Annotated in this window: 14 protein-coding genes, 1 tRNA gene and 1 pseudogene; 14 read left to right on the top strand and 2 right to left on the bottom strand. The window is 52.6% G+C overall.

Going from position 1 to position 15,238, the window contains the following annotated elements:
* Positions 1-215 (top strand): adenosylcobinamide amidohydrolase (locus SD70_RS13290; RefSeq protein ID WP_041048024.1); only part of this gene is annotated, 215 nt, incomplete at its 5' end.
* Positions 216-244: 29 nt separating this feature from the next.
* Here SD70_RS13290 and SD70_RS13285 read toward each other — a convergent pair.
* Positions 245-469, bottom strand: coding sequence for a hypothetical protein (locus SD70_RS13285; RefSeq protein WP_041048023.1), 225 nt, complete (start codon positions 467-469; stop codon positions 245-247).
* Positions 470-564: 95 nt separating this feature from the next.
* Complete coding sequence (locus SD70_RS13280; RefSeq protein WP_041048022.1) at positions 565-744, bottom strand: hypothetical protein; 180 nt, start codon at positions 742-744, stop codon at positions 565-567.
* Positions 745-1,097: 353 nt separating this feature from the next.
* Here SD70_RS13280 and SD70_RS13275 point away from each other — a divergent pair, with 353 nt between their 5' ends.
* The 13 genes and pseudogenes from SD70_RS13275 to SD70_RS13220 all read left to right on the top strand — a co-directional run bounded on the left by SD70_RS13275 (position 1,098) and on the right by SD70_RS13220 (position 15,223).
* Positions 1,098-2,237 (top strand): serine hydrolase domain-containing protein, encoded by a 1,140-nt coding sequence (locus tag SD70_RS13275; RefSeq protein WP_052487388.1) that lies wholly within the window; start codon positions 1,098-1,100, stop codon positions 2,235-2,237.
* A 121-nt stretch (positions 2,238-2,358) separates the two neighbouring features.
* Positions 2,359-3,569, top strand: a pseudogene (locus SD70_RS13270) (MFS transporter).
* 110 nt (positions 3,570-3,679) lie between these two features.
* A tRNA-Leu gene (locus SD70_RS13265) sits at positions 3,680-3,763 on the top strand.
* Positions 3,764-4,010: 247 nt separating this feature from the next.
* Positions 4,011-5,015 carry a LacI family DNA-binding transcriptional regulator gene (locus tag SD70_RS13260; protein ID WP_041048021.1) on the top strand — a complete coding sequence of 335 codons (1,005 nt, stop codon included), beginning with the start codon at positions 4,011-4,013 and terminating at the stop codon, positions 5,013-5,015.
* On the top strand, positions 5,012-5,365 hold the full coding sequence (locus SD70_RS39800; protein ID WP_156158012.1) for a PfkB family carbohydrate kinase: 354 nt from the start codon (positions 5,012-5,014) through the stop codon (positions 5,363-5,365). Before SD70_RS13260 ends, SD70_RS39800 begins: the two co-directional genes overlap by 4 nt.
* A complete protein-coding gene (locus SD70_RS39795; RefSeq protein WP_331436779.1) occupies positions 5,362-5,952 on the top strand; it encodes a PfkB family carbohydrate kinase in 591 nt (196 codons plus the stop codon). The genes SD70_RS39800 and SD70_RS39795 overlap by 4 nt, the downstream gene beginning before the upstream one ends.
* Positions 5,949-6,344, top strand: coding sequence for a D-ribose pyranase (rbsD, locus tag SD70_RS13250; RefSeq protein ID WP_041048020.1), 396 nt, complete (start codon positions 5,949-5,951; stop codon positions 6,342-6,344). The genes SD70_RS39795 and rbsD overlap by 4 nt, the downstream gene beginning before the upstream one ends.
* Positions 6,345-6,356: 12 nt before the next feature.
* The gene (locus tag SD70_RS13245; RefSeq protein ID WP_041048019.1) at positions 6,357-7,859 is read left to right on the top strand and encodes a sugar ABC transporter ATP-binding protein; all 1,503 of its coding nucleotides are present in this window, start codon (positions 6,357-6,359) and stop codon (positions 7,857-7,859) included.
* Between the two features lie 11 nt (positions 7,860-7,870).
* Entirely contained in the window at positions 7,871-8,812 is a 942-nt protein-coding gene (locus SD70_RS13240; protein WP_041048046.1) for an ABC transporter permease subunit, read from the top strand.
* A gap of 27 nt (positions 8,813-8,839) precedes the next feature.
* Positions 8,840-9,787 carry a ribose ABC transporter substrate-binding protein RbsB gene (gene rbsB / locus SD70_RS13235; protein WP_041048018.1) on the top strand — a complete coding sequence of 316 codons (948 nt, stop codon included), beginning with the start codon at positions 8,840-8,842 and terminating at the stop codon, positions 9,785-9,787.
* Between the two features lie 168 nt (positions 9,788-9,955).
* Positions 9,956-12,331 carry a helix-turn-helix domain-containing protein gene (locus SD70_RS13230; protein WP_041048017.1) on the top strand — a complete coding sequence of 792 codons (2,376 nt, stop codon included), beginning with the start codon at positions 9,956-9,958 and terminating at the stop codon, positions 12,329-12,331.
* A 191-nt stretch (positions 12,332-12,522) separates the two neighbouring features.
* Positions 12,523-14,217, top strand: a complete 1,695-nt coding sequence (locus tag SD70_RS13225; RefSeq protein WP_041048016.1) for an ABC transporter substrate-binding protein — start codon at positions 12,523-12,525, stop codon at positions 14,215-14,217.
* A 19-nt stretch (positions 14,218-14,236) separates the two neighbouring features.
* Complete coding sequence (locus SD70_RS13220; RefSeq protein ID WP_041048015.1) at positions 14,237-15,223, top strand: ABC transporter permease; 987 nt, start codon at positions 14,237-14,239, stop codon at positions 15,221-15,223.
* The last annotated feature ends 15 nt before the right edge of the window (positions 15,224-15,238 follow it).

Raw genomic sequence — 15,238 nt, 5'->3', positions numbered from 1 at the left:
CGCCTGACGCGCCCGCCTACGCCACGGGCACGACGACCGATGCGGTGCTCGTCGCGGCCACAGGCCGCGGCCCTTTGCACCGCTATGCCGGCACCGCGACCGAAGTCGGCTATCTCATCGGCCGCACCGTTTACGACGCCGTGCTTGACGCAGGGCGCCGCTACCAGGCTTATGCGCGCGAAGCCGCGAATGCGAAAAGGCCGGATCCCCGATGACAGGGATCCGGCCTTTTCGCACGGGCGTTTTATTCCGCGGCTTCGTTGCCGCCCCGCTTGAACAAAAGCTCCGCCGCATGGTAGATGATGCCGAACACGACAAGCGGAAGCACCATCCAAAAATAATATTTCGCACTGCCGAGCAGCGAGCTTCCGCTGCCTCTATCGGCCAAAATAAACAGCACCCACAGCAAGCCGAACGTAAATCCCAAGAAGACGATGCGTTCGAACAGCCGGACGAAGTACGTTTTCATGCAAATCCCCCTTGCCCTATAGCAGCTCCATATTGACGCTTTGTAAAAAGTATAGCACAGAGGGCCGGGCTGCGGTAGACGTTTTCGCCGCCTGATTATGGGTTGCGGTTGGCGGATGTGGCGGCTCCGAGAGGCAGTAACGGAGCGTCCGGCAAACCGGCGCCGGCCGCTTCATTCGCCGGGTCATGGACGATGGCCGCCGCTTCCCCTTCGCTCAGATGACGCGTATTGCCGGTATATTTCGGCTCCAGCGCGCGAATTTGTTCTTTCTTCATGATCGGTTCCTCCTCTGCCGCAACGTTGTGAATCCTTCTCCTAACATGCCCTCCGGGCCGTGCGCTATTCAACGAGCGTGCTTATCGATTTTAGTCATATAATCCCGTTTTCAAATAAGGATTTGTCAAGCAAAATCGAAGCCGCTTCCAAGCCCTTTAAACGGTAGCGCCGCAAAGCGTTTTAGCTGCATATTCCAGCCAAACGGATCCCGCGAAGGGTTCTTTTTTTAATCTTAAATTAAGCTTCCTTTCAGCAAATTTTTAAGTTAGCTTCACAAACGGTTCATATATGAGGAGTAACATGTTGACATGACAAACATAAAATTTTTATTATCGGAAGGATAACGAGTGGAATGAAAAAGAAAAAGCGCGCAGGAAGGGGATTGGATGTCGCTCTGCCGGCTGTGGCAGGGGGCGGACACCAGAAACCGTGGCGTACGTCGAACACAGAGGCCGCCGGAACGTCCGGCCCTTCCGCCGCGAACGCCGATTCGCTTTCATACTGGCCGACAGAAGGATGGAAGGTAACGTCGCCTGAAGCGCAAGGGATGGATTCGGCCGCGATCGAGCGGACGATTGAAGCGTTCCGTGAGCGCCAAGTGCGCAGCGTTGCCGTCGTCCGTAACGGCTGCCTGGTGGCCGAGCATTACAGCGAGGGAACAGGCGCCGATAAGCCGCAAAACATGTATTCGGTAACGAAAAGCATCACGTCCGCGCTGGCCGGCATTGCTTTGGCCGACCGTAAGCTGAAAAGCGTCGACCAGCGGCTCGCCGATTTTTTTCCGGAGCTGAACAAGCATCCGCTCAAATCGCAAATCCGGATCAAGCATTTGCTCAGCATGACTTCGGGCTTGGAGTGGGCCGATGACCGCAATCAATCGTCGGAAGCGATGATGTATTCGCCGGATTGGATTCGGACTGTTTTGGAGCAGCCGCAGCAATACCCCCCCGGCTCGAAATATAACTACAGCAACGGCGATGCGCATTTGATGTCGGCCGTGCTGCACAAAGCGACTGGGCAGCCGCTCTTGGACTATGCGAAGTCCCGGTTGTTCGCGCCTCTCGGCATCACGAATGTGCTGTGGAATTCCGATCCGCAAGGCTACAGCATCGGTGCTTGGGCGATGGCGCTAACCCTTCGCGATATGGCCAAAATAGGCTTGCTCTACTTAAAGGGAGGACTGTGGGAAGGCAGAACGGTCATTCCGAAACGCTGGATCCGAGAGTCGCTGATGAAGCGCGCATGGCTCAATTATCCGGACGGCAGCCAAGGCGGATACGGCTATTTTTGGTGGCTCAAGCCGCTCGCTCCCGGGCTGGTCCAAGGCCAAACGAAGCAATACGATACGTTCTATGCGGCCGGGTCTTTCGGACAACGGATTTTTGTCGTTCCCGCCCTGCAGCTTATCGTCGCGGCTACGGCGTATTCATCCGATGTGGAGATGCCGGAACAGCTGTTAAACGGTATCATACAAGCGATCAAATCGGTTTAGTTAGTGTGTCAAATAAATTTTCTTTCACGGGTGACAACGAACCGTGATCACCCGCGGCTGTCCGAACGTGATATGATACGACTAGCAGCCATACATGAACGGACAGGAAGTGGTGGAAAGCATGTCCTTTTCTTGGAAACGCAACCTGCTCGTACTATGGACGGGCGTCTTTTTTTGCAGCACCGCGTATTCGATCGTTATCCCGTTTTTGCCTTTGTTTCTGCATGACGAGCTCGGCGTGAACGACCATCTTGAGACGTGGTCGGGGTTTGTTTTCGGCATTACGTTTTTCGCCAGCGCCTTGATCTCCCCGTTCTGGGGCTCGCTCGCCGACAAGTACGGACGCAAGCCGATGCTGCTCCGCTCCGGATTAAGTCTCGCTATACTGTATTTTATCGTCTATTTTGTGCATAATCCGTACGAGCTCATCGTCGTCCGCTTGTTTCAAGGGCTGCTAGCCGGCTATGTACCGTCGGCGATCGCATGGTAGGAACGAATACGCCGGAAAATAAAGTGGGCTACGCGCTCGGCGTCATGGCGACCTCGAACGCCGTCGGCAGCATCGTCGGCCCGGTCGTGGGCGGCTTCGTCAGCCGCTGGGTCGGCAACCGCGAGTCGTTTCTCGTCGCGGGGTGCGTCGTCCTGTTCGCTTTTTTCATCGCCTGGTTCGGCGCGAAAGAAGAGAACTTCAAGCGCTCGGGCAAGCGCGCCGGCGTAATCAGCGACCTGAAGGAGCTATCCCATAACCGGCTGCTCATATCCGTCTTCGGCATGGTGTCGATCGTTTCGATGTCCGTCATGATCGTCGAGCCGCTGCTTACGCTGTACGTGTTGAAGCTGGGCGTCAACGCGAACGATGCGAAGGTGGCGTCGGGCATCATTTTTTCCGCAGTCGGAATCGCTACCGCACTCGCCTCGCCGCAATGGGGCAAGCTGGGGACGAAGTTCGGATACGGGCGGATGCTGTTCTTCGGCCTCATCGGCGGCGGGATCGGCAACCTGCTGCAAATCGCGTTTCATCATTATATCGCTTTCGGGGTGCTGCGCTTCGTGTACGGGCTGTTTTTCGCGGCCGTTTATCCGTCGCTCAATGCGCTTATCGTACGGCTGACCGAGCCGTCGTACCGCGGGCGGGCGTTCTCGCTGAACCAGTCGGCCAACCAGATCGGCATAATGATCGGGCCGATGGTCGGGGGCTTTCTCGGCAGCGCCATCTCCATTCCGTTCGTGTTCGCGCTCAACGGCGTTGCGCTTATTTCCATCGCTTTTCTCGTGCGCGCCAAGCGCATCGACAAGTCCGCGGCAGCGCAGCAGCAAGCCGCCAATATTTAGATTTGCGGCAAGCTTGACAGTGCCCCCGGGGCCGTGGTACTATAACTTTCGCCGGTTGAAACGGGCTGCGCCAGCGCAAGCGGCGTGGCAGCGGCAACCGATACTATCGTGCGGTCGTGGCGGAATTGGCAGACGCGCTAGATTCAGGTTCTAGTGGTGTAACAGCCGTGGAGGTTCGAGTCCTCTCGACCGCATTGCATATTCGCGAAAAACTCTTCTTCGGAAGAGTTTTTTTGTTTTTTGAATCCAATGATGGAGGCAAATAACGGTAATCGGATTTTAGGAGTTGACTATTTGCCGATACCGATTTATATTGAATGTGTAACCGGTACCACATATACGATTTGAAATTTGAAACATATCAATTTTTATCAATCTTTGTACTAATGAAACATATATGGTACCGTTTACTTATATCAGCTGGAAGCCGGGTGAGAGCAAATGGCTACGATTCGCGATGTCGCCAAACTGGCGGGTGTTTCCGTCGCCACCATATCGCGTTACTTAAACAAAACGGGATATGTCAACATCGATACGGAGCTTAAAATCAAAAAAGCGATTGAGACATTGAACTATGAGCCAAGTTCCGTTGCGCGGGGGTTGGCGGGGAAACAAACGAAAACGATCGCGCTTATTCTTCCCGACATTTCCAACCCTTTTTTTCCGGAGCTCGCAAGAGCCGTGGAGGATGTGGCGTCGACATACGGGTATACCGTCATATTTTGCAATTCCGACGATCAGGGGGCGAAAGAACGAACCTATATCGAGCTGCTCAAAAAGAAATATATCGACGGCATCATATTCGCATCCAATACGCTGAATAAGCACGACGCGGAGCAAATCAATGTGAACGGCATTCCTATCGTGTGCCTGGACCGGGCGCCCGACAACCATATTTGCAGCGTGGTCCGCTCCAAAAACCGGGAAGGTGCCCGGCTGGCCGTCGAGCATTTATTGGAGTCCGGCTGCCGTAAAATAGCTCATATTTATGGGCCGAGGGATTTGATTACGGCGCAGGAGCGAATGAAAGGGTACGAAGATGCCGTGAAATCGTTGCCTTGGTACAGCCCGAGTCTGATGGTGCCGGGAAACTTCCGAATCGACGGAGGGATGCAAGCGACAGAGACGCTGCTTCACGGCCACCCGGATATCGACGGGATTTTCGCCGGTAACGACCTTATGGCTATTGGGACTCTAAAAGCGCTTCACCGTATGCAAATCAGGGTGCCGGATCAAGTGAAGGTATGCGGCTTCGACGGAATTCAAATGGCGGAAATCATGGAGCCCGAATTAACTACGGTTGCCCAGCCTATTTACGAAATGGGCGCCATCGTATCCCGATTATTGATCAAGAAAATCGAAGGCAGTCTGGATACGAACGAAATTTATGAATTGGATGTCACGCTTGTCCCGAGAAAATCAACGCAAAAAGAGGCGCAACTATGAGCAGACCAAATCTAGTCGTTATCGGAAGTCTGAATATGGATATTATTGTTAAATCGCCGGCGTTCCCCCACGTTGGCGAGACTCTTTTGGGCGAAAACGTCCAATTCCTGCCAGGCGGGAAAGGCGCCAATCAAGCGGTCGCCGCCGCCCGGCTGGGAGCAGGCAGCACGATGATCGGCGCGGTCGGGGACGACATTTTCGGTCAAGAGCTGTTGTCTTCTTTGCAGAGAAATGGCGTAACGCGAAATGCGGTCAAGCAAGTGCCGCATGCGGCAACCGGCATCGCTCCATCTTGTTGTCGGGCGGGGACAACTGCATTGTCGTCGTTCCGGGAGCCAACGGGCAATTGAGGCCGGAAGAAATCGAGCTGCACGAGCAGCTGCTGAACGCTGCGGATCTGATTTTGCTTCAGCTGGAAATTCCTGTCGAGACCGTCGATTACGCGGTGCGAAAAGCGAGCGAGCTCGGGAAGCCCATCTTGTTGAATCCGGCTCCGGCGCAAGCTCTCCCGGAAGATCTGTATCCGCTCATTGATTATATGACACCGAATCGGACGGAGCTCGGCGTGTTAACCGGACTCGACTTGGAGACGGAGCCAGGTTCCTTGCAAGCAGCCATGTTGGCTCTAAAAAATAAAGGTGTCCGCAATGTCATCACGACGCTTGGAGCCGAAGGTTCCGCTTATTTGACGGAAGACGGCGAATTCGGCAAACTGCCGGGGTACAAAGTCCCCGTGGTTGATACTGTAGGAGCCGGCGATTCGTACAATGCGGGACTGGCTTACGCGCTGTCTACAGGCTATACCTTGAAAGAAGCCGTTGCCTTTGCATCCCGAGTGTCCGCGTTAGCGGTGACCAAATACGGAGCGCAGGAAGGAATGCCGACCATTCAAGAAGTGGAGCGATTTACACAATCATTGGAGGCAGGAACAGCATGAAGAAGATAGGGACATTGAACAGCTTGCTCTCCCAAACGATTAGCGAATTGGGCCATACCGATAAAATCGTGATTTGCGACAGCGGATTATCGATTCCCAGCCACGTCAGACGAATCGATTTGGCATTGAAGAACGGAACGCCCTCCTTTATGGATACGCTGAGGACTGTTCTGGAGGAGATGCAGGTCGAAAAATATTACATCGCGCAAGAGACGAGAACCCGCAATCCCGACATTCATCGCCAAATTCAAACGGCCATGTCGGGCATTGCAGAGAGCACCCTTAGCCACGAGGAGCTTAAATTGTTGACTCATCAGGCCAAAGCGGTGATCCGTACCGGAGAATGTACGCCATATGCCAATATTGTCCTTGAATCGGGTGTTATTTTCTAGGAGGTGATCCGGGTGTCCGAAATATTGCTTGCAATGAAAGACGTCTGTAAAAGCTTTCCCGGCGTGAAAGTGCTCGAAAACGTCCAATTCGAGTTGCGCAAAGGCGAGCTCCACGCGCTTATGGGGGAGAATGGGGCGGGAAAATCGACGCTGATGAAAATAGTCGGCGGCATTTATAGGATGGATCGCGGCAGCATTGCGGTGGAAGGTTCGACCGTCCAGATTGCTTCTCCCTCGGCTGCGCAGCGCCTGGGGATCGCAATCATCCATCAGGAGCTGAACCTTATTCCTCATCTAAGCATCATGGAAAATATTTTTTTAGGCCGAGAATTTAAAGTGGGTCGAACCCCTTGGATCAATTGGCGAAAAATGAAAGACGAAGCGAGGTCGTATTTGCGGCAGCTCGGGCTTGAACTGGATCCGGGCATGCAGGTCAGCGAATTGTCCGTCGGCCAGCAGCAGCTGATAGAAATTGCGAAAGCACTTTCGATGGACGCCAAAGTATTGGTGTTGGACGAACCGACGGCAGCACTTACGGACCGGGAAATCGATGCGCTGTTCGAAGTCATTACGACCCTGAAAGCTAAAGGGGTGGGCATGGTCTATATTTCCCACCGCATGGAAGAAATATTCCGAATGTGCGATCGGGTTACCGTTTTAAGGGACGGGCAGTATATAGGGACAGAACGAATTTCGGACACGTCGATGGACCGGCTCGTCAAAATGATGGTCGGCCGTGAAATCAAAGACCGTTTTCCTAAAGTTCAAGTCCAGCCGGGGCAAGAGAAAATGAAGGTTAGCGGATTGTCGCTGAAAGGCAAGCTGCACGATATTTCTTTTGCTGTGCGGAGCGGCGAAATTTTGGGGATCGCGGGGCTCATGGGCGCGGGGCGAACCGAGCTGGCCAAAGCGATTTGCGGGGTTGCCCCGGCCGATAAGGGGACAGTATCCCTCGACGGGAGGCCGGTAGCCATCAAGAGTCCGGTTGACGCAATTCGGGCGGGCATCGCCTTGATTACCGAGGACCGGAAGGGAGAGGGGTTATTGCTCTCTTTATCCGTGAGAGAAAATTTGGCGCTACCTAATCTGAACGCCTTATCCCGCTTCGGCTTTATGAAGTACAAGAAGGAAAATCAGCTGACGGAAAATTCGATTCGGCAGCTCCTGATTAAAACCTCGAACGGCGAACAAAAAGCGGGCTCTTTAAGCGGCGGCAACCAACAAAAAGTGGTCATCGGCAAGTGGCTTGCCGCCAAGCCCCAGGTGCTAATTTTGGATGAGCCTACACGGGGCGTCGATATCGGGGCCAAAAAAGAAATTTATGATTTGATGAACGAACTCGTTTCGCAAGGGGTCGCGATCATTATGATCTCTTCCGAGCTTCCCGAGGTGCTGGGGATGAGCGACCGCATACTGGTGATGCATGAAGGGCGCATTACAGGGGAATTTGCAAGAGCGGAAGCGAGTCAGGAAAATATTATGCTGTGCGCTACAGGGAGGGAAACGCTTTGTTAAACGAGGCGAAGATGAAAGCGAATTCAAAAGCGGCGGTCAAAATACAGAGTTTGGGTCCAACGCTCGGTTTGCTGCTGATCATTATCGTACTGTCGATCGTGAATTCCGATTTTCTTACGGTTTCGAATATATTTAACGTCCTTCGGCAAATTTCCATCAATGCGTTGATTGCGTTTGGGATGACGTTCGTCATCCTAACCGGCGGGATTGATTTATCCGTTGGATCCGTCTTGGCTTTGTCAAGCGCTGTTACCGCAGGGATGATGGCCGGAGGAACGAACACTTGGGTAGCCGTTCTGGCAGGACTTGTTTGCGGCGCGCTGATGGGAGCCGTCAATGGGCTTTTGGTGGCTAAGGGCAGAGTGGCGCCGTTTATCGCTACTCTCGCTACAATGACGGTTTTTCGAGGGTTGACGCTGGTGTATACGCAAGGAAGACCGATTACCGGATTGAGCGATGCTTTCGCGCTGATCGGCAGAGGCTTCTTCTTCAATATTCCGATGCCTATCGTATGGATGGTATGCTCTTTTATCGTGCTCTACATTGTGCTGAAACATACGACGTTCGGAAGACGGGTTTACGCCTTGGGCAGCAACGAAGACGCGACATGGCTATCGGGGATCAACACTTCCAACATTAAAATATGGGTCTATTCCATCAGCGGATTGCTGGCTGCATTCAGCGGAATTATTTTGACTTCGCGGTTGAATTCGGCCCAGCCGACGGCAGGCACTTCCTATGAATTGGATGCCATTGCTGCGGTCGTTTTGGGAGGCACCAGCTTATCCGGTGGCAGGGGGTGGTTGGTAGGAACGCTAATCGGCGCCATGATTATCGGAGTGCTTGACAACGGTCTTAATCTGTTGAACGTATCTTCTTTTTATCAGCAGGTTGTCAAAGGCGCCGTCATTCTGATCGCAGTGTTGTTGGACCGCTCGAAATCGCGAAGCTAAATATGACACCAAGGGAGACATGGGAAAATGAAAAAAACGAATGTGATTTTGGCCTTAATTGTTGCCGTATTTATGGTACTTGCCGGTTGTTCGACACAATCGAAGCTCGAAAGCGGAAGCAAGACGGCCGAGCCGGCCAAAGACGGTACCGCGTCCAACAAAATCACGATTGGTTTATCCGTTTCTACTTTGAACAATCCTTTCTTCGTCACATTGAAGGACGGCGCCGATAAGGCCGCCAAGGAAGCAGGGGCCTCGCTTATTGTCGTGGATTCCCAAAACGATACGGCCAAGCAAATCAGCGGCATCGAAGACCTGATTCAGAAAAAAGTCAATTTGATTTTGATCAACCCGACCGATAGCGATGCGATCGTAACGGCTGTCAAGTCGGCAAATGCAGCCGGCATTCCGGTCATTACCGTCGACAGAGCGGCTAATGGCGGCGACGTAGTGACGCATATCGCCTCGGATAACGTCAAAGGCGGCAAAATGGCCGGCGATTTTATTCTCAAGACGCTCGGAGGCAAAGGAAATATCGTCGAGCTGCAAGGGATTGCCGGAACGTCCGCTGCCCGCGATCGCGGCAAAGGGTTCCACGATGCGGTGGATGGCAAGGATGGCGTAAAAGTCGTAGCTTCGCAGCCGGCCGATTTTGACCGTGCCAAAGGCTTGTCGGTTATGGAAAACATTTTGCAAGGAAATAAAGACATTCAGGCAGTATTCGCTCACAACGACGAAATGGCGCTCGGTGCCTTGCAAGCTATTCAAGCCGCCGGGAAAAACATCGTAGTGGTCGGTTTCGACGCTACGGACGATGCGGTAAAAGCGGTGAATGACGGTAAAATGGCTGCCACGGTAGCGCAAAAACCGGCAGCTATCGGCGACACGGCCGTAAAAACCGCTTTGAAAGTGTTAAAAGGGGAGAAAGTGGAGAAATTTATCCCGGTTGATTTGGAGCTTGTAACGAAAAAATAATCGCTTCCGAAGCGCGAAAAGCCCTGTACCGGTTGGTACAGGGTTTTTCGATTTTTATAATAATGCCCGCGCCGGAAGTTGCCGCCGCCAACAATGATAGACGGGAGTGCAGCATTCGAATTATCATGGTTGATATAGAATGCTCCAAAATAGAGGGGGATCTGGTCGATGGTAGCCCTGCTGCGTCTCGCATTTACCAATTTTCGTTTTCGCAGCTTGTTTTTCCGCGTTTTATTGAGTCTACTCGCCTTGGTCGTTATGCCCGTATTGGTTGTCGGTTTCTTCGGAAATTGGTACAGCCAATCGTCGATTCAAAAGGAGGTCGGGCAATCCAGCTTGCAAATGCTGGAGCAAACCCGCCGGTTGATGGACAACCTTCTGGACGATATGGATAAAATGGCGATTCAACTCGCCAAGGACAGGAAGCTGTCGGACTTAATGGCGGCCGGCAGCGTTGAGGACATGAGCAAGGAACTTTCGACCGTGCAGGATTATTTGAATAATTATTATGCCTCGTCTCCCTACATAACTTCCATCTATGTTTATTATAAAAATTCGGGCATGGTACAGGTAACCCTTACCGGCATGGAAAAGATCGCCGATTTCCAAGATAAGGATTGGCTCCCGATTTTCAACAGGATGAAGCGCACGGAAGGCAAATGGGTCGTACGCGGCTCCCAGGCGGGGATTGGAGGGAATCCGCAACAGTCGTCGCAGGTATCGTTAATCCGTCCTGTTCCGCTCGTCGGGAACGACTTTTCCGGGGCGATCGTCGTCAATGTGAATCAGCAATCCGTCTTCCAAAGCCCGTCTTTCCGCCTGCTGAGGGAAGGGGAGGAAATATGGATGGTCAGCCCGGATGGCCTGCACGCCTACAATAATAAAAGCGGACAAGAAGTCGCCCCCGAACAATTCGGCCGGATCCAAAAGCTGCTGGGTAGCGATATCGATTCGTTCACTCAATCCATCGGCGATACGGAGTTGTCCTTCAGTTCGGTTACGTCGCCTTACACCGGATGGAAGTACATCGATGTGCTGCCTACCCGCATTATGCTCGCGCGCGGCGAGAAGATACAGACGTTCATGTATGTGTTGGCTGCATTCAGCATGATCGTGGCGGTAATATGTGCTTTATTAATGGCCAAGGCTATTTATCAGCCCATCTACTCCCTGTTCGAATATGCGCAAAATAAACGCAAGGATGCGGGGGAAGCTTTTCGCAAGGACGATAAAAGCGAATTTTCGTTTTTGTTTTCGGCTATGCGGACGATGAAGGAAAAAGGAGAAGTATTGGAGCACCGGTTGAAGGAAAACATGCCGGTGCTGCGGCAAAGCTTTCTCGGCTCCGTGCTGCATGAGCAGACGAGAAACCACGAGGATAGAAACCGCAATTTCGAATATTACGGGATGCCGGTCACCCGGTACGCTTTCTTTGTCGCCATACTGCGGATTGACAATTACCCGACGTTTGTGTCGGCCTATTCGAGCCAAGACCAAAGCTTGCTGCGGTACTTTATTTCCAAGCTGGCGGAGGAGCTGGCCGAAACCTACTTTCACGTAATGCCCGTCAATACGGAAAGCAAGGATGTCATTCTGATCTGTAATTTGCGCGGAGAGCTTTCGAAGGAGGACTTTTCCGTACAATCGGTAGATGCGATGAGAACCATTTTGCAGCACATCCGCAGCTATTTGCCTATCACAGTGAGCATCGGGATCGGCAGCATGAAACCGCATAGCGGGGATATCCCTGTGTCGTATCAGGAGGCGCTCGAGGCTTTGGAAATACGGGCCTTCAAAGGCTATGAGGTCATCGCCGTCCACTCGTCGATGAAGGGCGAGCACGGCCCAAGCATCTCCGTCGTGAATCGGCTGAAGGAATTCAAGCGAGACCTTCTCGCCGAGCTGAGGGAAGCGGAGGATTCGCGGGCGGAATCGGGGCTGGAAGCGTTTCATGATTTTATGAAGACGCTGGAGAGCTATCCGTTCGGATTTATCCAGCACGCTTACTTGCAGTTGACGGAAGAGGTGTATCAAAGATCGTTGGAGCTCGGACTAACGCCAGAGGGGGATATAGGGCTGCCCCAGCTGTACGACAAGGTGATGAAGCAGGAGACTATCGATCAATTGTCAGAGTGGTTCAGAGCCTACTATCGTGAGGCAAAAGAGAGCCTGAATCAGTTATACGAAGCCAAGAAAAGCAATGTGGGCCAGGAAATCGTCGCTTACATTCAAGCCAACTTCGACAAAGATATTTCTCTGGGCGGGATTGCCGATAAGTTAAACATGGATCCTTCTTATGTGAGCCGGTTGTTTAAGCACGAGATCAGCATGAACTTTATGGAATATTTGATCTCGCTTCGTCTGGAGCGGGCCAAGAAACTGCTGCTGGAAAGCTCGCTCAGTGTGAAGGCGATCGGCGAATCGGTAGGCTACGCGAACCAGCAAAGCTTCAACCGGATTTTTAAAAAATACGAAGGCTTGACCCCCGGGGAATACCGCGAGCATCATGCGCCGAACAAGCTGAAGGATGACGAAATTTATTGAAATTGCAAAAAGGTTCATGATGTCAGAAAACTACCCTCCCGCCGAACAAGCGCCAAACGGGAAGACGTTAAACATATCAGAAATCGTTTATTTACGGCGCTCGCCCCGCCCGGCTATGATCGGACCGTGGCTTGAGGGAATGCGAGCCTGACTCAGGCCCGACGATAACACAAAGGGAGGTTTTTCACGAAATGAGAATCGGGAAAACAACACGAACAGCCGCGCTGCTCCTTTCGCTGGCACTATCGCTCAGCGCGCTGGCGGGATGCTCGGGGGGGAGCACAGGAACGGGCAATACAGCAGCGAGCGGGAATAATGCCGCAACAAGCTCGCCAAAGCCGTCCGGTCCGCCTACGTTCATCAATTTGTCCGGTATTATCAATCCGGAGTCGGTAACCAACTTCAATCCCTTGCTGCCGACGGGGAATCTCACCGCGACGTACCCGGACTTCTTCGATTACGTCTTCAACCATTTGTTTTACTTCAACGCGGTCAAGGGAGAAATTCAGCCGGATTTGGCGCTGGAAAGCTCGTGGCTGGACAACGACCTGACGTTTAAAGTGAAACTGAACACGAAGGCCAAGTGGCATGACGGGCAGCCGTTTACAGCGGACGATGTCGTCTACACCTTTAACGTGCTGAGGGACAACAAAGCTTTGGATTTAACGAACCTGTGGGGAGAGAAACGGCTGAAGGAAGTTGTCGCGGAAGGCAAAGACACGGTTATATTCAAATTAGGCGCCAAATTTCCGTCTTTGCCGTACTATTTGTCGGCCCCCAATACGTACATTATGCCCAAGCACATTTTCGAGAAAGAAAACGCGGCTGCGTTCCAAAACAAGAATCCTGTCGGGACAGGCCTTTACAAATTCAAGAGCATAAATGAGAGCGCTATCATTTTGGAGAAAAATCCGGACTTCTTTGCGGGCGCGGCCAATATCGACCAATTGATCATTAACCGCTTCAACAATACGGCGTCGCTATCGCTCGCGATTGAGAAGGGCGATATTGATCTGGCTGCGCAAATATCGAGCGCAAGCTTGCCGAAAGTATTGGAGAATCCGGTAAGCAAGATGCAGCTGTATCCTGCGCCCCTTAGTTACAACTTGGTTATGAACAATGAAAAGCCGGGCCTGAACGACGTTGCGGTGCGCAGAGCGATCCAGCTGGCGATTGACCGCAAAACGCTGAAAGAATCGACCGAGTTTAACGGCGTATTTATTCCGAATCCGGGATACCTATCCATTGTGTTCGGCGACCTTGTCAACAAAAGCTTGCCGGACAATCCGGAGTATCAGTTTAATTTGAAGGCGGCTGAAAAATATTTAACCGATGCGGGCTACACGAAAAATGCGAAGGGCATCTATGAAAAGGGCGGCAAGCCGTTATCGTTCACCTACTACATGACCGCCAACTCCGCCACTCAAAACAAGCAAGGTGCGATGATTACCGCGAATCTGAAAGAAATCGGCATCGAAACAACGATCAAAACGGCAACGGTCCCGGAGCTGACGAAATTGATGATGAGCGGAGACTATGACATCGTGCAGCTCGTCATCAATGCGCCTTCCGATCCGCAAGCGCAGCTTGAAATTTTCCACAGCAAAGCGACGGCGCCGTCCGGCACTCCGACCCCCGGCTTGAACTATATGCGTTTCCGCGATGCCGAAGTGGATAAATGGCTCGATGAAGCCGCGTCGGCGGACGCGAACACACGGAAACAATTGTATCAGAAAGTACAGAAAAAAATCGCCGACCTTGCGCCGCTGGCCGTTATGTACACCGTCGGCGGGAAGGCGATTTATCGGACGGATCGGCTGACCGATCTGAACGAGCAAGTGCCGCTCACTTCCGCAATCGCCATCCGGACGATGAAGAAAAAGTGAACAGCCGGGAGGGCAAGCGATGCGATATAACTCTTCTTACTTATTGAGACGAATAGGCTTTGCTCTTGTCACTTTTTTTGCAGCCATTACGCTGAACTTCGTTCTCCCCCGCGTCGTCGGGGGAGACCCTGCCGATTACTTGGCCTCGTCCCGGGGGCTCGGCTCGCCCGAGACGATCAAGGCGTTGAAAGTTCAATTCGGCCTCGATAATCCGAGTCTCTTGTATCAATACAAGCAATATTTGTGGCAGCTCCTGCACGGCAATCTGGGGATCTCCTACGTCAACTATCCTACCCCGGTTTTGGAGATCGTCATGAAGGCTTTGCCGTGGACGCTCGGCATTGTGTTAACCGCAACGTTCCTCAGTTATTTGCTCGGTTGGCTCATCGGGGTCAAAGGCGCCTGGAAGGCAGGTTCGGCGTTCGACAACACCACCTTGTTCGGCTCTTTCTTTCTCAATTCGATTCCTTACTTTTGGGTAGCGATAGTCATTATCCTTATTTTCTCCCTCAAGCTGGGCTGGTTTCCGATGGGGCGGGCCATGGCGGCGCAGCATGACATCTTCACGCCGTGGGGGAAGACGAAAGACATTTTGCACCATGCGATCCTGCCGGTTACGACCCTAATGCTCGCATCGATCGCCGGCCATATCCTCGTGCTTCGCAACAATTTGATGCGCGTGCTTTCGGAGGATTATATGCTGCTGGCCAAAGCCAAAGGCGTATCCGTAAGGCGCAGAAAGTATATGTACGGTGCCAGAAATGCGCTGCTGCCTTCGTTCACGGGGCTGATGAACTCGCTCGGCCATGTGATCGGCGGAGCGCTTACGGCGGAAATCGTCTTTTCGTACCCGGGCGTCGGGATGCTGACCTTGAACGCCGTGCTCAATCACGATTTTCCGCTGATCCAAGGCATCTTTCTTTGTATTGCCGTATCCGTCATCTTCTTCAACCTGCTCGCCGATTTGATCTATCCTTTGATCGATCCGCGGGTAGCGCTGGAATAAAGGGAGGACCATAGC

Source organism: Gordoniibacillus kamchatkensis, assembly GCF_000829455.1.
Taxonomy (GTDB): Bacteria; Bacillota; Bacilli; order Paenibacillales; family NBRC-103111; genus Gordoniibacillus; species Gordoniibacillus kamchatkensis.
The sequence above is the reverse complement of the archived record's forward strand: the minus strand, read 5'-3'. Positions and strand labels throughout refer to the sequence as shown.